A 19,113-nucleotide genomic window follows, 5' to 3' on the forward strand; every position below is an offset into this window, starting at 1 on the left:
GGAGACTTGCACGCCCACCTCGCCATTACTCTACCGACACCTGTCATCACCTCCTTTCATGGCCGGGATTGCGTGCTTTCATGGACTCAAGTCTTTCATGCGACGGTTACAGATACATGACCGGCTCGTTGCGTTTCTGCATTGGAGACCGTTTTTCATGTCGATGAAAGTAAATCAAGGAGATTGTCTTGTTATTTCAAATATTTTTATGGGTTGCTGCTCTAGCGTTGTTATTCGTGAAAGAGCCTGGATCGCACGGATCGAGCTTCCTCCCGGCGTGGATTCGCCTTTTCCAGGTCATGGAGAAGTGCCCTGGCTGCCTGAGGGTCCCGCCTGTAGAGCTGCTGGGCCATGGCGAGAAGTGGAAAATAGGCGGCTGTGAAGTCTGGGCTGGTTTGGATCGTTTCCAGCAGCTTTTCCCGGGTACTCCGGACCAGCACCTCCACATCGCTGGTTTCGGACACTCCGACGCCGGCATGGATGAACAAGTTTCGGGCCTTCCAGTAAGCGGCGAGACGCTGATGGACATCCTGCTCCTCATGGGTATGAGGGGATGCCAGGACTTGATGGGGCATGGGCCTGAAGCGGTCCAAAAGGTAGAGAAGCCTCCCGGCGGCAGACTCCTCTTTCCGGTAAGCGAAGCGAGGGGCCTCAAAGGTGACTATGGGATGGTCATCGGTGTTGAGGGGAGCATCAGCGGCAAATTGGCGCAGATCCTCACCGGAGGCCAAAAAACAGCCCCAAAAGTTGTAAAGGTTGTCCAAGCGTACAGCTTGCAATGCACGTTTCAATCTTGCGTCCTCAGTTCTCACATCCCACCAGTCGGAGGAGGAGTCCCCCGCAGGTTTGCCCGAAATCAGAGCGAGAATGGGGGCTTTGATGCTGTAATGGGCAAGAAAGGCGGATCCATCGGGGAACACTTCCATAAACGTGCGGACTATAACGCGAAGGACGTCCAGGTCCATCTGATAGAGGGGCAGCCATTGGCAGAAAATACCCCCTGCATTTAGTCGAGCCTTGATGGCCAGAAAATGCTCCCTCGTATAGAGTGATCCCGCTCCGTCGCGTGCGGGGTGGAAAAGATCCGCAACGATGACATCGTAAACATCCCGGGAGCAGTTCACGTATCGGCGAGCATCGGCCACGACCCAGTGGAGCTGCGGATGGCAGCTCAAATTTCCCGTCGATCTTTCAAAATGGTGCAACATGGGAATGACTTCTGGGACGAGCTCGACACCCACGGCCCTCAGCCCGGGATGATCCCCTGCAGCCGCCAGGGTACCGCCGGTGCCCGTTCCCAAAAAGAGAGCCTTTCGGGGATTCGGATGGAGCAACAGAGGGATGTGGCCTTCACGTCGGTCTGAGAAGGCCGAGGATGTTCCGCCCATCTGAAACCGGTTGTTGATCTTGAGGTGAGTCTCATTCCAAGGGTCTTTCACAACCGTGACTGACGCCATGACGCCATCCAGGTGCTCCAGGAGCACATCCCCTGGTTCGAGTGTCACGAGATTCAACGAAAAGGGGCTGATGAGGAGAAGGATGCCGGCTGAAAGGGGAACCAACAGCGGTTTGTAGATACGCCGGGCCATGACCGGAATCAGAGCGAGGTAACCTGCGGACACTGAAAGGAAGGCTCCTTTGGGGCCGAGAAGGGGAAGCAGGAGGACCCCGAAGACGAAAGGCGCCACCGCCCCCCCCAGCGTATTGAAGCAAAGCGCGCCTCCGAAACCCATTCGCTCGGTGTCGGCTTTCTGTGCCAGGAGGGTAAAAGTAGCCCCCATGGCAAGAGTGGGAAGCAGGAAGACGGCTGAAGCCAGCCCCATTTCAGCCGCTATAGATCCCCAATAGCCTTCCCCTGCGAGACTGCGCAGGAGGAAGTGGATGGCCTCCGATTGATCGAGGACGAGCATCCCCAGAAGGCAAAAGCCGCTCAGGAGCGTCAAGAGAAAAGACAGCGCACCCTCAAAAGATTGCGTCCGTGGAATATACCGGTACAAGGCAGCCCCACATGCCGTGCCAAGCAGATAGACCGACAGGAGACATGCAAAGCTGTAAACGGTATTTTCCAGCACCTGGCTCAAGGTGCGCACCATCAACACTTCGTACCCAATGCCGAGGAAACCCGTCACGAAGAGCACAGCTCCCATTCCGCGGACGGGACTGCCCGCCGGGGTGGGACCCGGCATCAGCCCGGCCGGTCTTCCTGCGCGGTGACAACAGCAAATAGCCCCGGCGGCACAGAAAAAGTTGATGAGGGCGAAGGAGAGGAGCGTCTTTTGAAAACCCAGCCACGGCAAAATGCAAAACGTCGCAAGCAGGGTACCCGCTACTGCACCGAAGGTGTTGGCGGCATAGAGACCGCCTATGGGCGAGCTTGCGCTCCACCGTGCCTGAAAAATACGGCGCATGAACGGTAGAGTCCCTCCCATGGCGAAGGTAGCCGGGAGCAGCAAAACAAATGGCAGGAAGAATGAAACACCCCAGTGGAGCAGCGGGGACGGCTCGGCCCCCATCCATTGGGCTGCAAGTTGGTTGGCCCACGGAATCAGCACGACCAGGGCCGAAGACCAGCAGCCGATGGCTGCCTCGATCCCGGCATACCAATGAATTGCAGTCCTTTGGGAGTCACATGTCAACGCAATTTCGCCCAGGCACCATGCACCAAGGGCCATGCCACAAAAAAAGGCCGCCACGACAGCCAGCACGGACACTATCTCGTGGCCGACCCCAACCGATAGGATCCGTGTCCAGACCATTTCGTAGCCAAGTCCAGCGAATCCAGAAAGAAAGACAATGGAATAGAGCACCGGCAGTTGAAGATTCATGCGATCCTGTCTTTAGATGCACCAAAGGGAAAGGGGCTCTTTCGAGCCCCTTGTTCAGTTCAAAACGATTCTACCGCTGCAGGAGCATTACTTTACATAGACGAAGATGGGGTTGGAGTAGAACCAAAGGTCGTTCCAGGCTTCCTGAGCGCCGTCGATCCCGAGGTGCTTGGTAGCGAGCGCATCGGGCAACGGGTTGCCTTCCGCATCCGTTTCAAAGGGCGTGTTGGGAGCAAGGTTTGTTCCGCGGAGTCGGAAGTACATGTTTTTGTGCACGTTTTTGATGTGATAAACGATGGTGGAGTAGCCTTCCTTGTCCGTCTCAAAGTCATTGGCGTCGAAGGTGGCGATGACTTTGGTGGTCGGATTGGTGGCCTTGGTGTAATTCGGATCACCGGGGTCTACCTTTCCCGTGATCTCACCGGCAATCAAGTCGATGTGATCCACCTTCGGGGGAGAGCAGGAAGTGATGTAATCGTTGGGCATGCAGTTATTGCTTTCGGGGCTCTTGAATTTGATCTTGAGCTTCAGGTTCTTGATGGTGCCGCCTGCTTTGACCTCACCGCCCATGGGAACCTTGTCATCGTTGTTCTGGGCTTCGAACTCGAGATGGTTGATCAGGTCGCCATGCACGAAATAGGCGTTGCCTGAGCGCATGGCGTCGGCGATTTCATCGAGGGAGAAATCACCGTCACGGTTCTTATCAACGGCATAAACCCAAGTCTTCTGGTATTCGCCGGGATAGAAGTCGTCGCCACCGACGGTGTAGTGCGAGTGATAGTCGGAGTTGGCAAAGTTGAACCAATGTCGGCCCTCGCCCAGCAGAGCGTCCCAGAGTCCTCCGACTTTGGCTGAGTAATAGCCCACGCCGCCGTAAGATCCGCCGAAATCACTGGATGTACATGCTCCGTTTTCATCACATGTGACAGTATTTCCAAAGCCGCGGTCATTGTTGACCTGGTGACCGGGGGCTCCCTCGAAGCCAAAGCAGATGTCGGGAGCGGCGTTATTGAAATCGCGAAAGTTTTCGATATTATAGCCTCCACCGGTTCCTTTCCAGACTCCGGCCCGCTCAACGTGCGCGAAGATGATCCAGCCGTTGTCGATGGTGCCATTCCTGTATTGGTCCTCCATCCACTGGCACGCAGCCACGCTATCAGTATGGGTTTTGTTGGATTTAACCAGCGTGCCGTAGGGGGTCACTTCACCGATGCGGCTCTTGTCCGCATCCGATTTGTCGAACTGGAACTCAAAGGCGCTGATGGCGCTCGCATCATCCGCTACGATGCCGGTGCTGCAATGTTCATGAGCAGGAACGTTCCACTCCAGGCCTGAGAAGATCTTCCTGTCGGGGTAGAGAGCACGATTGCGCAGGATGTCGGGAAAGACGAAATCCCGGATGCTTTGCCAGCGCCACATCACTTGGGGGTTTCCAGATACATCGCCAAGAATCGGGTTGGTGGGATAAAAGTTCGGGTCCGTCCAAAGATGGCCTTCTCCATCGCGGTTCCGGCCACCTCCGTGTTCTGAATTGGCCCACCAGTCCAGTCCGAATGCATTGTCTTTTCCCATGACAAAGTCAAAAGAGGTACTTCCGTCGGTATAAAGAGTATGTTGATGAAAATCGCCCGACAGCCATTGAGCTTTTTGCTTGGTGCAACCGGCCGCCATGGCGCCGCCGGCGCCTGCGAAGCTCAGGGCCACAACTCCTGTGAAAAGCAGGGTCCTCATACGCCCTGCAACGGATTTTTCCTTCATGGACTTCAATAGCATTCTTTTCCTCCTCAAAAGTTACTTCGGTCATTTATTAAAGATTTCAACATTTTTTCACACAACTCGCAGCAATTTTCGACGAACCTGTCACCTCCTTTCGTTTTTAACATTAGATGAAAGCCGACAAATCAAAATCGGTCGGCGTTGCCGATCGTCAGTTCCCCAGGTTTGAGATGGAAAGCAGGCGCTTTCCCGAAATCCAGAGCTACAGTTAAGGCGTCCAGGGCCAGAGGATCAGGGACCTTCATGCACCCGAGAAAACAGTCGCTTGAACGGTTTCCATTAAACAGTCCTGCTGTTACGAGAAAGCGGCGAGACAGTGACAATTGGTTGAAAATGGCGGGAAGCGGTATATCGGTGCGTACCTGATCTGCGGCGGGCAGGCTCGAAGATCCTCAAACTTCATAAATTGTTGCGAAAGGACTTCAGGTCGATGTTGCCGTAGAGACAGGGATCTTGGCCTGGAATGATTGAGAATGGCTTGTGCAAGACTGGAGCACAAATGGCGAAATGGATCACCCATCTCTCCATTCTCTCGCTCCAAAACGAAACCGCCAGGGAATCGCACATTACCCTACATGCGATCCCCTGACGGGTTTTTCTTTCAGGTGCGCTGACAGTGGTGCTTGATGTTGACGCCTTTGATGATGAAAATGACGCTTTCGGCGATGTTGGTGGCCTGGTCCGCTGCCCGCTCCAGGCATCGGGCAGCGATGATGGTTTGGACGGACCGTTCAACGGCGGGCGTTTCCGTGGCCATGTAGTCCAGAAAATTTTTGAGAATGCGAACATTCAATTCATCCGCCGTATCGTCCATCTGACATACATCGATGGCCTGTGACTCACTCTCGTTGACAAATGCCGCAATGACGCTGCGGAGCATGTCCAGGGCCGTCTCACCCAGCTGAGCCATGGCGGGGTTGGGAGGAAGCGGGGGACGGGCAGCGAGAAAAACCACCCGCTCAGCGACATTGACCGCCTGGTCCGCGATGCGCTCCAGGTCCACGGCAATCCTCATGCACCCGATGATGAAGCGCAGATCCCGAGCCATGGGCTGTTCGAGAGCCAGCAGCTTGAGGCACTGCCGGTCCACATCGACTTCCAGCGCGTTGATGTCTTTGTCACCCTCCATGACCTCGCCGGCAAGCTCCGTGTCACGGTCGCTGAATGCCTGGATGGATTTTTCCAGGGCTTTTTCCGTCAGTGCGGCCATGTGCAGGATGATCATGCGAAGGCCTTCCAATTCCTGGTGAAAACGACTTTCCATGGGGGGCTCCTAGCCAAAACGGCCTGTGATGTAGTCTTCGGTTTGTCGGTACTTGGGACGGGTGAACAGAGTCTCGGTGTCGTTCACTTCGATGAGCTTTCCCATGTAAAAAAAAGCCGTGACATCCGAAACTCTTGCAGCCTGCTGCATGTTGTGTGTGACGATGATAATGGTGTAATTCTTCTTGAGCTGGTGGATGAGCTCCTCTATCTTTTGTGTCGCAATGGGATCAAGGGCGGACGCAGGCTCGTCCATGAGAACGACCTCGGGTTCGACGGCAAGGGCGCGCGCAATGCACAGCCTCTGCTGCTGGCCTCCCGAAAGCCCAAGGGCCGACTGGTGCAGGCGGTCCTTGACCTCGTCCCACAGGGCGGCGTGGTGGAGGCTCTCCTCGACGCGCCGACTTATAAACGCCCCGTCCTTGTTTCCCGTGACCCTGAGCCCATAGGCCACGTTCTCAAAGATGGTCTTGGGAAAAGGGTTTGGCTTTTGAAAAACCATGCCCACTTTGCGGCGCAGGGAGACGACATCGACCCCGGGATCGTAGATGTCTTCGTTGTCCAGGAGGACCTCTCCTTCCACGCGACTGATGGGGATCAGGTCGTTCATGCGATTGAGGCATCTCAGGAAGGTGCTCTTGCCGCATCCCGAGGGGCCGATGAGGGCTGTGACCTGTTTTTCGTAAAGTTCCAGAGAGATCGAATGCAGCGCATGGAAATCGCCGTAGTAAAAGTCCAAATTCCTGGAGCTCATTTTGGGAGTTTTTTCCATTGAATAACCCTTCAGGCTTCTAAAGCCTTGGATGAGATGGAACTCTTGTCGTAATCCCCCTGCGATCTTGGGAGGCTGAACCAGAAGGTGGCTCCGGCGCTCCCGTCGGGATGCGGGCTTTCCACCCAGATCCTGCCTCCGAAATTTCGGATGATGTGCCGGCATATGGCCAGTCCCAGGCCGGTGCTTTCCGATTCGCTTCCCCGATGTCTTTCGATGCGATAGAACCGCTCAAAGATCCTCTGCTGGTGCTGCTTGGGAATCCCTGGGCCTTCGTCCCGAACGGCAAAGGCGGCCTTTTGCTCCTGCAACTGGCAGGAAACGGTCAACGGCTTGTCTCCGGGGCTGTACTTGACGCCGTTTTCCAGGAGATTCCGGAAGACTTGAACCAGTTGATCGAAGTCTGCAGCCACCAGGACGCCCGCTGGAGGCAGATGGTTTTGCAGTTGGATGCCCTTGGCCTGGGCCAGGGGCTCACATTCTTTCCACGCGGCCCAAAGGGCTTTGTCCGCCTGGACGGGAAGGGGAGTGATGGGGCTCTGCCTCCCTTCCAGCCTGGCCAGCTGCAGCAAATCATCCACCATTTTCACCATGTGGTTGGTATTGCGAAGGATGACCTGGAGGAATGCCGCGAGGGTTTCCGGGTCGTGCTCCTTCTCCGCCAGCAGGGTTTCGGAATACCCTTTGATGGAGGTCAGGGGCGTGCGCAGCTCGTGAGAGACATTGGCCACAAAATCCTGGCGGACCTTTTCCAGGCGCTTGAGCTCGCTGATGTCGTGGAATACGACGATGACCCGGGCGCTGTCTGTAAGATCTCTGGGGCGAACGAGGTTGACGCTGTAGGTTTTTTCCTCGCCCAGAGTGATTTGAAGACTATAGGGACGGGAACCGAGCTCCTCTTTGGATGCCAGAATACGATCGCATGCATCCTGCAGCTCCAGGTTCATGAAGACTTCGAGGGGTTTCCGCCCTAATCCCTGCGCAGCACTCAGGTGAAGCTCGGAGAGGGCGCGGTTGATGCTCTGGATTTTTCCACGGGAATCCAGGACCATGACGCCTTCCTGCATGCCGTTGAACACAGCCTCCAACTGCTGCTTTTTTTCATGGATCACCTTGATGTCGCTTTCGATGCGCTCGGCCATTGTATTGACGGCCTGGGCCAGTTCCGAGAGCTCCCCGTCGTAAACCGCGGGAATGCGCTGCTTGTAGTTGGAATCCACGAGAGCATTGACAGCCGAGGTGATTTGCTGAAGGAGCTTGGACCTCTGCCGCATGAGCCAATAAGTGATGCAGACAAAGACAAGGAGTACAAAAGCCAAAACCACCAGGTAGTTGTACTTGAGGCGCTCCAACAGCTCGCTCACCGGCGAAAAGGGAACGGACAACCGCAGGACGCCAGGGGAAATGGCCCCTGCAGGCTCGATGTTCCTGGCGACATAGAGGAGCATTTTGCGCGTGTTCTCACTGTACCGGATCGACACCCCGAGGTCCTGCTCTCTGGCCTGCATGATTTCAGGCCTGCCGGCGTGATTGTCCAGGTTTTTTATCTCGGAAAAAGGCACTTGCGAATCGGCAACGACGTGCCCCCCGGAAGCGATGTAGGTGATCCGACCATCCATGTGGCGGCCGATTTCCAACAGCCATCCCTGCAGGCTTTCGGCATCGGAAAGATCGGCCTTCTCCCGCACCAGCCAATGCACCAGGTCGAGCTGGCGTACGGCGTTTCCGCGCGTTTCGTTGACAATCTCCTCCCTGAGGGTACGGTAGTAGTACCAGGAAGGGAGAATGTAAGCCAGGCAGACGAGGACCGATAGGTAAAGGATCAAACGCGTGCGAAACTTGATGGGTCTTGTCATGATTCAACCTCTGAAACGGTATCCGACGCCTCTGACCGTTTCCACCCAGCGGGAGTAGCCCTCCAGCTTTTGCCGCAGGCGCCGTACATGGGTGTCAACGGTGCGTGCGTAGCCCTCAAACTGGTAACCCCAGACGGTATCCAGCAAATGGTCCCGGGTCAGCACCTTGCCCCTGCCCTTGATGAGCTCGGCCAGGAGCTTGAATTCCGTGGCGGTGAGTGCCACGTCCACACTGTCAATGAGCACCTTGTGTGCCTCGAAATCAACCTGGAACCCCTCTCGCTGCCAGAGTAGAGATTCGGGCTCCTCCTGAGTCGATCTGCGCAGCACGGCGCGAATGCGCAGAATGAGCTCTCGCGGACTGAAGGGCTTGACCACGTAGTCGTCGGCTCCCAGTTCAAGTCCTACAATGCGATCGACCTCTTCACCCCGGGCCGTCAGCATGATGACAGGGATGTGCTTGAAGGTCCCATTCCTCTTCAGCTCCTTGCATACCTCGAACCCGTCGAGTCCCGGGATCATCAAATCCAGAAGCATGAGATCGGGCTGACGCTGCTTGACGCTCTCCAGGGCCTCATATCCATCCTGGGCTGTTGCGACGTCGAAGCCCGCCGTTTGAAGATTGTAACGTAAAAGCTGTAAAATATCGTGATCATCCTCCACAACGAGTATGTACGTCTTGGTCATCGGCAACTCCTGAGTGAAACGAAAGACGGGCAGACTTTCAGCGAGAAGCCCCACACCGACATCCCAAACCGATCTTCCGGAGAGCCCTCAACGCCTGTCACATCGCGTCATATCACGATGACCGGGGGTACAGAGCGGGTCCCCCGAGCCTTTCGTAACATGAATTTCGATATAATCATGCTTATGTGCCGAAAACATGCTCATAATGTTACAGTCCTGTTACAAAATCAATGTGTGGGCGCACGGGGGCCGAAAGCCGTCGTGGGCGTACATGACGGAAGCCGGAAAGCCTCCGGAGATCTGTTGATTTTGGCGAGGAGTCCATCTTTCATTTGAAATCCATGTTTTCTGGTCCTATCATCCCAAAGGATGCACGCCTGCAGGTGCATCCGTTGAACATTCAGGCGTGCATCAAACCATAAACGCGGCAGGACCTTTTCCAGACCTTTTGAATCGTGAAGGGAAACGGCATGAGGGGTTTTTTCGAAGGACAAAGTGTAGCCATCATCGGTGTTTCCAACTCGCCAACAAACTTGGGGGCATTGATGGTGCAGAATTTGATCGAATTTGGCTATAAAGGATACATTCACCTGGTGGGGCCCAAGGGCGGCGCCCTGTTTGGGCACAAAATTCACCCTACGGTCATGGACATTCCCGACCCTGTCGATCTTGCCAGTGTCCTGGTGCCCGCCCGGGCTGTACCTGAAATCCTGAGGCAGTGCGGAGAAAAGGGGATTCGACGCGTCGTCGTGCAGTCGGGTGGATTTCGGGAAATGGGGGAAGACAGGTTGTCCCTGGAAGACGAGGTTGTGCAAACCCTTCGGCGTTATGACATGCGCATGATCGGTCCCAACGGCATCGGCATCATGAACAGAAACAATGGCCTTGCGTGTCGCAGCCCAGAGCGGCGGCATCGGTGCCATGATGATCAATTCCCTGACCTCGGAAAATATGGGGTTCAGCAAGTTTGCCAGTATGGGGAATAAATTGGATGTGGGTGAGGCGGACTTGCTGGAGTATTTCTTGGTGGACGAAGAAACCCACCAGATCTACCTCTACCTGGACGGAATCTCCAACGGCCGGCGGCTGATGGAAATTGCCTCCCGCTCCACCAAGCCCATCGTCGTTCAAAAGGCCAACAAGAGCCGGCCCGGCGCAGCCATGGCCCGGTCGCATTCGGCATCGCTTTCCGCCGATGACCAGGTTGTGGACGCCGCGTTCCTGCAGTGCGGCATCATTCGGGTGCCGGACCAGAGAACGGCTCTGCACTGCCTCAAGGCATTCTCTCTTCCTCAGATGTCAGGTCCTCGTCTGGCAGTCATCTCCAGGTCCGGGGGCCATGCCGTCCTGGCTGCCGACGCTGCCGAAGAGTTCCGTTTCGAACTTCCACCTTACCCTCAGGAAGCGATCCACATGGTGCGTGAGTACTCGCGGGCCGGGGTGATTCATCTGCAAAATCCCATGGACCTCGGCGACCTTTTCCATCTGCCCCTCTACAGGACCCTCCTCGAACAGACGCTGGCCCGGGAGGATGTGGATGGGATCACGTTCATTTTGAATTACAATGGGAATCGAGCCCTGGTGGAGTCCCGGCGTCTCCTCGGTAGCCTGGGCGAAATCATGCAGAAATGCCGAAAGCCCATAGCGGTCTGTATCTTCACGGTTCAGGAGGAATTTGAACATTTGAGGAAGACCCTGGACTATCCCATTTTCGACGACCCGAGGGATGCGGTCATGGCTCTGGCGATGAGCCGCGACCGGTCTGAGCTCAGGCCGTTGCCCTTTTCCGCCGAGCGCCCCACCGGCGTGGACGCAGCAGAAGCCCGGAGCCGGTTGGAACGGCTGCCTGCGGGCCCCATTGCTCCCGAAAGCCTTGCTTCCATCCTCGATGCCTACGGCATTCGACTGGTTTCCTGGAAGCGCGCCGAGAGCGAGGACACTGCCGTTGCCGCGGCCGAGACCTTCGGTTATCCCGTCGCTCTCAAGACGGCTCATGCCGAGGTGCTGCACAAGAGCGATGTGGGGGGTGTACATCTGAACCTGCCGCATGCGGATGCTGTCCGAGGGGACTACCGGAAGCTTCTAAAGATCGGGCCTGCGGTGCTGGTGCAAAAAATGGCGCATCCAGGGCTGGAATGGCTCGTGGGGGGACGGCAGGATTCCAGCTTCGGGCCTGTCGTGGTGGCAGGTCTGGGGGGGATTTACGTGGAGATCTTTCGGGAAACGTCCATTCGGATCGCACCCATAACCATGGAAGAAGCGGGCCGCATGGTGGACGGGAGCCGGGGGGCTGCTCTGGTGCGCGGGGTGCGCGGGGAAGCTGCCCTGGATCGTGAGGCCCTGTGCGATGTTCTCGTGCGAATTTCCTGGCTGCTGCATGATTTTCCGGAAATCCAGGAGCTCGATTTGAATCCGGTGCGCCTCTACCCGGAAGGCTGTATGGCTCTGGATTGGCGCGCAACGAAGGGTGAGTCATGGCTCATGGTCTGAGCCGACCGTTTTACCTGACAGGGGATGTTTTATGCGGTTTGCGTACAGCAGCACGATTTTTCGATCTCGTCCTCTTGCCGAAGCGGTAGAGGGTATTGCCAAAGCGGGGTTCACGGCCGTGGAGCTCATGGCGGATCGTCCCCATGCCTTCCCTCGCGATCTGACGGCGGGGAAGGTCGCAGAGCTGAATCAATGCCTGGAACAGCGCAGATTGAGAGTCTCCAACCTCAACAGCTGTGTGGTGACATCGGCCGGAGAGATGAATAATCCCTCATGGATTTCCGTGGACTGGCAAGAGCGTGAAAATCGGATCCAGTACACCCTGGAATGCCTGCGCCTGGCGGCGGCCATGGGAATTCCCAGTGTTTCCACGGAAAGTGGCGCCATGCCCGCTCATGAAGCGATGAACCAGAAGGAAATTTTGAACCTTTTCATGGGGGGCATGAACCGGCTGCTGCCCCTGGCCGGGAAGTTGGGTGTAAAGATCCTGATTCAGCCCGAAGTCCATACCCTCATCGAGACGACGGAGCAGGCCCTGGAATTCTTCAAAGAGCTGCCGCCCTCCAGTGTTCTCAAGATCGATCTCGATGCGGGCCACTGTTTCCGAATCGGTGAGGATCCCAGTGAATCCTGGGATAAATTGAAAGCCTATGTGGCGCACGTGCATCTGGACGACATTTCATCCGACAGTGCTCACCGTCATATCCAGCTGGGTGAAGGGGTCATGGATATCCCCGGCTTTTTGCGCTGTCTGCAACGGGATGACTACAGGGGGTATGTCACCATAAAGCTCGACTGCTTCGAACAGCGGGCCGAGGAGGTCGTCCTTGCCTCTGCCCGTTACCTGCGGGAAAAGGGATTTCTGGAAGCGCCGCCCGAAGCAGGGGGGTAGATCTCGCCATGCCGCGCGACAACGGAGGCTCTTAGATTTGGAGATGTAATAAGCATCTGAATTATTGTATTTTTTTATCGTAAACCGTGAAAAATAGATCTATACATTGTTCGATGAATTTGATATCACCCATTCCCGAGCCGTGGTGGCGGGCGGGCAGCTGTGAAGAGCCCATGCCGGACGGTTCGAAGTGGGCTTCTCAGGGGGCAGGGTGCCCTGCGGGAAGACTGAAAAATTGCTGGCCATGAGCAACCCTTTTGTGAATGAGGAGAGGGACGAATGAGAGCGAACAGGGGACTTCTGAGCATTCTGCTGAGTGTTTTGCTTTTTTTTATGATTTCTACAGTCTGTGTGCAGAAGGGGGTTGCCGCGGAGGAGCCGGAAACCATCGCCGGTGTTGTCACCAAGACGGATAAAGGGATCATCATCGAAGCGGAAGATGGGGATTACATAGTCAAGGGTGCTGATCTCTCCAAGATGGTCGGCAAGCTGGTGGAAGCGACCGGTGTAATCAACGAGACTGACAAAGGGGACTATATCGACGTCAAGTCCTTTGAGGAAATTCAAGAATAGAGCCTCTGGGGGACGGGGGAAAAGGATGTTTTTCCGTGTCCCTCCCGAGGATGCACCCTGAGCCGCTTTCCCGCGGGTTTCAGGCAGAGCCAAGCCACAGATCCCTCCTTCCCCCGTCTTTGGACAGAGGCCGGAGGGACTTTCATTTCCAGGATCTTCATCTCCTGAAAATCCCACCTCTTTTGACAAGGGGTCCATCATGTCCTTGTTTGACCGGAATGACGAAATGGAAGAAATGCCCCGTCGTTTGCTCCATTGGCTGGGTCAACTGTCGAAATATGGTGTCCAGAGCTGTTTTTCCGGCAGCCATGAGTGGATACCGCGCGCGGATATTCATGAAACGGAGACGGCCTACCACGTTTTTGTCGATCTGGCGGGTGTCGAGCCTTCGCAGATCGAGCTCAGCGTCGAGGAGAACGGTCTCTGCCTGAAGGGGAATCGAAAGCGCCCTCAGGTCAGCGGGTGCGCCCGCATCCACCAGATGGAAATCGATTCCGGGAGGTTCCAGAGAAGCTTTCAATTTCTCCTTCCCTTCGATGTCGCAGCGGCACAATCTATTTACCGGAATGGATTCCTCGAGATCGTGCTGCCCAAGCTGCCGGAGCCGGTTTCCGTTCGGGTCCCATTGCGACAGGAATAAGCAAGCTTACAGGATGAGGAAAGCGAGGTGGTCATGTCACAAGAGCTTCTGGAGGTAAATGATCAGGAGAGTCCGGTTCCGGAGCGTCTTCCCATTCTTCCCCTCAGGAACATGGTGCTTTATCCGGAACTGGTCATGCCTCTGCATGTCGAAAGACCCGCTTCTCAGAAACTGGTCGATGATGTCGTGTCGGGCAATCAACTGATGGTCGTGGTGGCTCAAAAGGACAAGCAGGTGGAGAACCCCGGCTCCTCCGACCTGTACGACGTGGGAGTCATCGCCAGCGTCATGAAGCTGGTGAAGCAGACCGACGGGAGCTACCAGATCATTGTTCGCGCCAGGCAAAAGGTGCGGCTGGAGGATGTACGGCCCCTGGAAAAATATTACGACGCGCGCGTACAAGTCATTCCCGAGGATCCGAGCACCAGCCCCGAAATCGAGGCCATGGCCCACAATCTTCGTAACCAGTTCGAGAAACTGGTGGAACTGGCGAACCTGCCTGCAGAGCTGGGCACACTGGCCCTGAACGTGGAACGTCCCATACAGCTCGTGTATATTGTGGCGGCCAACCTTTCCATGAACATTTCCGAAAGGCAGACTATCCTGGAAGTGTTGGATTTGCTGACCGTTCTGGAACGAACGACATTTTATCTCACGCGCCAGCTGGAACGGCAGGAGCTTGCCCAGAAGATCCAGGATCGAGTCAAGGCGGGAATGGATAAGCGGCAGCGCGAATACTATCTGCGGGAGCAGCTTCAGGTCATCAAGAGAGAATTGGGGGAGGGAGAAGAGAAGAATCCGGAGATTCAGGAGCTGCTCGCCCGGCTGGAAGATCTGGGAATGCCCCCGGAGGCTCTGAGCGCTGCAGAAAAAGAGATCGAGCGCCTGAGCCGCATGTCACCGTCCGCAGCGGAATACACCGTGTCGCGCAATTATCTCGATTGGCTCCTGGAAATGCCCTGGAGCGTTTCCACCGAAGATACTCTGGATATTCGAGAGGCTACCAGGATCCTGGACGAAGATCATTTCGATCTCACAAAAGTGAAGCGCCGCATTCTGGAATTTCTGGCCGTTCTGCAGCTCAAGAAAGATTTGAAGGGCCCCATTCTCTGCTTCGTTGGCCCTCCCGGAGTGGGGAAAACATCCCTGGGACAGTCCATTGCCCGAAGCCTCGGCCGAAAATTTCTGCGCATTTCCCTGGGCGGGCTGCGGGATGAGGCAGAGCTGCGGGGGCATCGCCGGACCTATGTCGGGTCGCTCCCCGGGCGGATCATTCAGGGCCTGCGCCGCGTGGGCAGCAACAATCCCGTCTTCATGCTGGATGAAATCGATAAGCTGGGGATGGATTTTCGGGGGGATCCCTCGTCCGCACTGCTGGAGATACTGGATCCCGAGCAGAATTCCACGTTTTCCGATCATTACCTCGGAGTACCCTTTGATCTCTCCAAGGTCATGTTCGTGGCGACTGCCAATATGCTGGATCCCATCCCTTCCGCCCTGCGGGATCGCATGGAGGTGATCGAGCTTCCGGGGTACACGGAAGAGGAAAAGGTGCAGATTGCCCGGAAATATCTTGTTCGTCGTCAAATTGAGAACCATGGACTTCGGGAAGATCAGCTGATCCTTCCCGACGAAACCGTTGTGGAGATCATTCGTTTTTACACACGGGAAGCGGGCGTGCGCAACCTGGAAAGGAATCTCGCGGCGCTGTGTCGCTATGCGGCCAAGGACATCGCCGAAGGGGAAGGCTGGCCCATCACCATTCGTCCGGAAAACTGTCGGGATATCCTCGGACCCGTTCGTTATCTCCCTGAGACAACGACCCGGTCCTGGGGACCCGGCATCTGTACCGGGCTCGCCTGGACACCCAGCGGCGGGGAGCTCATTTTTATCGAGGCCCTGCGCACGGGGGGCCGGGGCAACCTGACGCTCACCGGCCAGCTGGGAGGCGTGATGAAAGAGTCTGCTGCTGCAGCCTTGACCTATATCCGCGCCCATGCCTCCGATCTGGGGATCGATGTGGATCAGTTCGAGAAGTCGGACATTCACGTCCACATCCCGGCGGGGGGCATTCCCAAGGACGGTCCTTCGGCGGGAGTGGCCATGGTGGCGGCCCTGGCATCCCTCATGTGCGGGCGGCAGGTGCGCCGCGATGTGGCCATGACGGGTGAAATCACTCTGCGAGGGGATATCTTGCCCGTGGGTGGCATCAAGGAAAAAATACTGGCCGCCCGCCGTGCAGGCATTCGGGAAGTGATGATTCCCCAGGCCAATGCCAGGGACCTGGTGGACATTCCTCAGTCCCTGCGTGAGGGGATGGTCTTTCATGAGCTCCAGCTGATCATGGAGGCTCTCAATATCGCGCTGGTCCCGCGGCAGGGGGCTCAGGAATCACCGCAGAAAGGGAGGTAGGGAGACCGCCCTGGCGCCGGGGAGTCCTTCATTCCTTCGCGGAATTTTTTTCCAGGTGTCTCCGCAGGTTGCATACGCTGCAGGTATCCTCATAGGTGGGCTCACCGCAGATCGTGCAGGGAACGAAGGGGATGGTCGATGGGGATGCCGGGTGGCGTTCCAGATATCCGTACAACAACTGGCGCTTGGTCCCGGGCATTTCCCTTTCCAGTAGATTCAACGCCTCCTGGAAAATATGGCTCGTGGCTCCCCGGGAGAGAGGGCACGCGGCTTCCAGGGAATGGATGCCCTGCAGGGAGCAGTAATTGCGGACCTCCTGAGCGTCCAACCGGTAGAGCGGCTTGAACCGGATGGGCATTTTCCCGTGGGGGGTGGGCAGGAAAGGGGATTGCTTCCTGAGGTGCTCGCTGCGGTGGTACACGAGATTTCCCAGGAGCCGCCCGGCTTCGTCGTCGAGATTGTGCCCCGTGACAAGGACTTGAAAGCCCTCCTTGATGGTGAGTCTATTGAGCATCTGCCGTTTGAGCAGTCCGCAGAGGGAACAGATCCGCCTTCTCGATCGACGCTTGATTTCCATCAGGTCGTACCCGAAGATTTCTTTGAGGGAGTACTGGGTCCAGGGGAGGCTTCGTTCCTGGGCGAATCGATCCACGGCGGCCGTGGACGCCTCCGAAAAGTCGTCGATGCCCAGGCTGATGTGAAGACCCCGGGTGACATGTCCGAGCTGGTTGAGGACGTTCCAGAGGGCCAGGGAATCCTTGCCGCCCGAAACCGCCACCAGAAGCGGGGTGGCTCGGGAAATGCCGTATTTTTTCATGGCCCTGTGAACCGCCGTTTGAAAAAAATGAGTGAAACAGTCGGGGCAAAAGTTCATGTGATGGTTGGGAAGGCGGATTGTCGCCTGGCTGCGGCAGCGCGTGCACTTGGCGTCGGGCGGGAGCGGGGGAGGCATCTTCTTCATCTGCTGAGGACCTTTCGTCTGAGAGCGTTCTTGCATGCGACGGAAGGGGATCATAATCTATTCTTGATGAACAAGCCATGATATCTGATTAGAAATGGTGTTCACGAGAAGCACAATCCATAAGGAACAGGGTGATAAGCGTATGGATGGAATGCACTATGAAGGAATGATCATTCGTCCTCCCAGCGAGGCGGACAGCATCATTTTGCAGGTCACGGTCGGCTGCTCGCACAACAAGTGTACCTTCTGCGGGACCTACAAGGGAGAACGGTTCCGCATCAAAGACGATGCGGTCATCGATGCGGATATTCAGTACGCCGCGAAGCATCTGTCGTTTTTGCGCCGGGTTTTCCTTGCCGATGGGGATGCGCTCATCATTCCCCAGGCCCGGCTGGTGAGGATTTTTTCGCGCATTCGGGAAGAAATGCCCTGGGTCCGGCGGGTGGGACTGTATGGAAATGCCAAGAGCATCCTGCGCAAGACACCGGAAGAGCTGGAGGAACTGCGTGATTTGGGGTTGGGGATCGTCTACCTCGGGGTGGAGAGCGGGGATGCCCAGGTACTGAAAGACATCAAAAAAGGGGTGACCCCCGAACGGCTGATCGAAGCAGGGCGGAGGATTCGCAGTGTGGGACTCAAGCTTTCCGTCACGGTCCTCCTGGGAGTGGGGGGGCGAGAACGTTCCATGAATCATGCCCGGGCCACCGGGGAGCTCCTTACGGCCATGGATCCCAACTACGTGGGGGTCCTCACCCTCATGCTCCTCCCCAATACGGAATTGGGACAAAAAGCTCAGGAGGGCCGGTTCGAGCTGCTGACGCAGACGGAATTCCTCATGGAGCTTCGCCAGATGCTGCACTATACGCACATGAGCCGGGGCCTGTTTTTCGCCAACCATGCCTCCAATTATCTGCCCCTCAAAGTCAGGATGCCCGGTGAAAAAGAGAAAGCCCTGACCACCATCGACGAAGCTCTTCAAGGGGCTGTGCGCCTCAAGCCGGAATGGCTGCGGGCTTTGTGACGGTATGGGGGGAGCGCAGGGGCGGACGCGCGATGAAATGCTGCATCCCGGCTGTCAGTTCTGTCCCCACTTCAACTTCGTGCGAAGGATTTCGAAGTAGTCTATGGATGGAGTCTTGATGAGGCGTAGAGGGATCGAGGCTGCGGAGATGACGATGCGGTCGGAAGATTCCAGTGTGCAGCCGATCTGGCCGTCACAGGTGAGAGTCACGTCCTGGAGGGGGCCGCGCGCCTCCACCTGGATGATGACTTCAGGTGGGAAGATGATGGGGCGGTTGGACAGGGTGAAGGAACAGATGGGCGTCAGCATGATGGCTTTGGCGGTGGGGTAGACGATGGGGCCTCCCGCCGAGAGATTGTATGCTGTAGAGCCTGTGGGAGTGGCGACGATGAGGCCGTCGCCGCGATAGCGCGTCAGATACCTTCCATCGATGGTGGTTTCCAGGTCGATGATGCGTGCGAGAGCCCCCTTGTTGATGACCGCATCGTTGAGCACTCCGTGGCAGAAGATTTCCTCCTCCCCCCGCACGACAGAGACTCGCAGGCGCATCCGCTCCTCTATTTCATAACGGCCGTCCAGAATGTGCTCGATTTCCCGGAGACAGTTTTCGATGCTGTACTCCGTGAGGAAACCGAGTCCTCCCAGGTTGATGCCCATGATGGGTGTGGTGCGGTTTTCCAGCAATCGCGCCACACTCAGCAGGGTGCCGTCCCCTCCCAGGACGATCACCGCCTGGACAGTGGGGGGGATCTCCAGGTGCTTGTGGGTGCACTGGTCGCGGGAGCAGTCGATGTTCTCGTGTGAAATTACCTGGATATTGCGCTCCTCCAACCAATGCGCCAGGCGCTGGGTCAATTCAGCCGCTAATGAGCGTGTGCGTTTATAAACAATGGCGATGTGGTGCATCTTCCTCCTCCTTCTTGCCGGTCGGCAAGGATGATAGGC

15 protein-coding genes are annotated in these 19,113 nt (G+C 56.6%); 7 read left to right on the top strand and 8 right to left on the bottom strand.

All coding sequences use genetic code 11. The features are described 5' to 3' along the window. Positions 1-230: 230 nt before the first annotated feature. From MWC30_RS17170 to MWC30_RS17195, 6 genes are all read right to left on the bottom strand, one after another. The gene (locus tag MWC30_RS17170) at positions 231-2,825 is read right to left on the bottom strand and encodes a fused MFS/spermidine synthase (protein ID WP_244085431.1); all 2,595 of its coding nucleotides are present in this window, start codon (positions 2,823-2,825) and stop codon (positions 231-233) included. Positions 2,826-2,912: 87 nt separating this feature from the next. Further along, the gene (locus tag MWC30_RS17175; RefSeq protein WP_244085432.1) at positions 2,913-4,598 is read right to left on the bottom strand and encodes a hypothetical protein; all 1,686 of its coding nucleotides are present in this window, start codon (positions 4,596-4,598) and stop codon (positions 2,913-2,915) included. A 604-nt stretch (positions 4,599-5,202) separates the two neighbouring features. Further along, positions 5,203-5,865 carry a phosphate signaling complex protein PhoU gene (gene phoU, locus MWC30_RS17180; RefSeq protein ID WP_244085433.1) on the bottom strand — a complete coding sequence of 221 codons (663 nt, stop codon included), beginning with the start codon at positions 5,863-5,865 and terminating at the stop codon, positions 5,203-5,205. Positions 5,866-5,874: 9 nt separating this feature from the next. Beyond that, entirely contained in the window at positions 5,875-6,636 is a 762-nt protein-coding gene (gene pstB / locus MWC30_RS17185; protein ID WP_244085434.1) for a phosphate ABC transporter ATP-binding protein PstB, read from the bottom strand. Positions 6,637-6,647: 11 nt separating this feature from the next. Then, positions 6,648-8,492 carry a HAMP domain-containing sensor histidine kinase gene (locus MWC30_RS17190; RefSeq protein WP_244085435.1) on the bottom strand — a complete coding sequence of 615 codons (1,845 nt, stop codon included), beginning with the start codon at positions 8,490-8,492 and terminating at the stop codon, positions 6,648-6,650. 3 nt (positions 8,493-8,495) lie between these two features. Beyond that, positions 8,496-9,179 (bottom strand): response regulator, encoded by a 684-nt coding sequence (locus MWC30_RS17195; RefSeq protein WP_244085436.1) that lies wholly within the window; start codon positions 9,177-9,179, stop codon positions 8,496-8,498. A gap of 470 nt (positions 9,180-9,649) precedes the next feature. Between MWC30_RS17195 and MWC30_RS17200 the strand changes: the two genes are divergently transcribed. The 6 genes from MWC30_RS17200 to lon all read left to right on the top strand — a co-directional run bounded on the left by MWC30_RS17200 (position 9,650) and on the right by lon (position 16,186). Beyond that, positions 9,650-10,165 carry a CoA-binding protein gene (locus MWC30_RS17200; protein ID WP_244085437.1) on the top strand — a complete coding sequence of 172 codons (516 nt, stop codon included), beginning with the start codon at positions 9,650-9,652 and terminating at the stop codon, positions 10,163-10,165. Then, positions 10,059-11,669 (top strand): acetate--CoA ligase family protein, encoded by a 1,611-nt coding sequence (locus MWC30_RS17205; protein WP_244085438.1) that lies wholly within the window; start codon positions 10,059-10,061, stop codon positions 11,667-11,669. Before MWC30_RS17200 ends, MWC30_RS17205 begins: the two co-directional genes overlap by 107 nt. Before the next feature lie 31 nt (positions 11,670-11,700). Then, complete coding sequence (locus MWC30_RS17210; protein ID WP_244085439.1) at positions 11,701-12,561, top strand: sugar phosphate isomerase/epimerase; 861 nt, start codon at positions 11,701-11,703, stop codon at positions 12,559-12,561. Positions 12,562-12,840: 279 nt separating this feature from the next. After that, positions 12,841-13,134, top strand: a complete 294-nt coding sequence (locus MWC30_RS17215) for a hypothetical protein (protein ID WP_244085440.1) — start codon at positions 12,841-12,843, stop codon at positions 13,132-13,134. A 199-nt stretch (positions 13,135-13,333) separates the two neighbouring features. Then, positions 13,334-13,774 carry an Hsp20/alpha crystallin family protein gene (locus tag MWC30_RS17220; RefSeq protein ID WP_244085441.1) on the top strand — a complete coding sequence of 147 codons (441 nt, stop codon included), beginning with the start codon at positions 13,334-13,336 and terminating at the stop codon, positions 13,772-13,774. 33 nt (positions 13,775-13,807) lie between these two features. Further along, on the top strand, positions 13,808-16,186 hold the full coding sequence (lon, locus tag MWC30_RS17225) for an endopeptidase La (protein WP_244085442.1): 2,379 nt from the start codon (positions 13,808-13,810) through the stop codon (positions 16,184-16,186). 28 nt (positions 16,187-16,214) lie between these two features. On the opposite strand, the gene MWC30_RS17230 is transcribed toward lon, so the two are convergent. Further along, positions 16,215-17,147: an ATP-binding protein gene (locus MWC30_RS17230; RefSeq protein WP_244085443.1), complete on the bottom strand. Its 933-nt coding sequence runs from the start codon at positions 17,145-17,147 to the stop codon at positions 16,215-16,217. 151 nt (positions 17,148-17,298) lie between these two features. Here MWC30_RS17230 and MWC30_RS17235 point away from each other — a divergent pair, with 151 nt between their 5' ends. Continuing rightward, entirely contained in the window at positions 17,299-18,168 is an 870-nt protein-coding gene (locus MWC30_RS17235; protein WP_368860881.1) for a radical SAM protein, read from the top strand. Positions 18,169-18,222: 54 nt separating this feature from the next. Here MWC30_RS17235 and MWC30_RS17240 read toward each other — a convergent pair whose 3' ends face one another. After that, positions 18,223-19,074 (bottom strand): NAD(+)/NADH kinase, encoded by an 852-nt coding sequence (locus MWC30_RS17240; protein ID WP_244085445.1) that lies wholly within the window; start codon positions 19,072-19,074, stop codon positions 18,223-18,225. Positions 19,075-19,113 lie beyond the last annotated feature (39 nt).

It is taken from the genome of Desulforhabdus sp. TSK, assembly GCF_022836495.1.
Lineage (GTDB): Bacteria > Desulfobacterota > Syntrophobacteria > Syntrophobacterales > Syntrophobacteraceae > Desulforhabdus.

Bases quoted from the DNA above. Each gene is read 5' to 3' on its own strand.
- pstB (WP_244085434.1), bottom strand. From the start codon at position 6,636: ATGGAAAAAACTCCCAAAATGAGCTCCAGGAATTTGGACTTTTACTAC.
- MWC30_RS17195 (WP_244085436.1), bottom strand. From the start codon at position 9,179: ATGACCAAGACGTACATACTCGTTGTGGAGGATGATCACGATATTTTA.
- MWC30_RS17210 (WP_244085439.1), top strand. From the start codon at position 11,701: ATGCGGTTTGCGTACAGCAGCACGATTTTTCGATCTCGTCCTCTTGCC.
- MWC30_RS17205 (WP_244085438.1), top strand. From the start codon at position 10,059: ATGGCCTTGCGTGTCGCAGCCCAGAGCGGCGGCATCGGTGCCATGATG.
- lon (WP_244085442.1), top strand. From the start codon at position 13,808: ATGTCACAAGAGCTTCTGGAGGTAAATGATCAGGAGAGTCCGGTTCCG.
- MWC30_RS17190 (WP_244085435.1), bottom strand. From the start codon at position 8,492: ATGACAAGACCCATCAAGTTTCGCACGCGTTTGATCCTTTACCTATCG.
- MWC30_RS17235 (WP_368860881.1), top strand. From the start codon at position 17,299: ATGCACTATGAAGGAATGATCATTCGTCCTCCCAGCGAGGCGGACAGC.
- phoU (WP_244085433.1), bottom strand. From the start codon at position 5,865: ATGGAAAGTCGTTTTCACCAGGAATTGGAAGGCCTTCGCATGATCATC.
- MWC30_RS17175 (WP_244085432.1), bottom strand. From the start codon at position 4,598: ATGCTATTGAAGTCCATGAAGGAAAAATCCGTTGCAGGGCGTATGAGG.
- MWC30_RS17220 (WP_244085441.1), top strand. From the start codon at position 13,334: ATGTCCTTGTTTGACCGGAATGACGAAATGGAAGAAATGCCCCGTCGT.
- MWC30_RS17230 (WP_244085443.1), bottom strand. From the start codon at position 17,147: ATGAAGAAGATGCCTCCCCCGCTCCCGCCCGACGCCAAGTGCACGCGC.
- MWC30_RS17200 (WP_244085437.1), top strand. From the start codon at position 9,650: ATGAGGGGTTTTTTCGAAGGACAAAGTGTAGCCATCATCGGTGTTTCC.
- MWC30_RS17170 (WP_244085431.1), bottom strand. From the start codon at position 2,825: ATGAATCTTCAACTGCCGGTGCTCTATTCCATTGTCTTTCTTTCTGGA.
- MWC30_RS17240 (WP_244085445.1), bottom strand. From the start codon at position 19,074: ATGCACCACATCGCCATTGTTTATAAACGCACACGCTCATTAGCGGCT.
- MWC30_RS17215 (WP_244085440.1), top strand. From the start codon at position 12,841: ATGAGAGCGAACAGGGGACTTCTGAGCATTCTGCTGAGTGTTTTGCTT.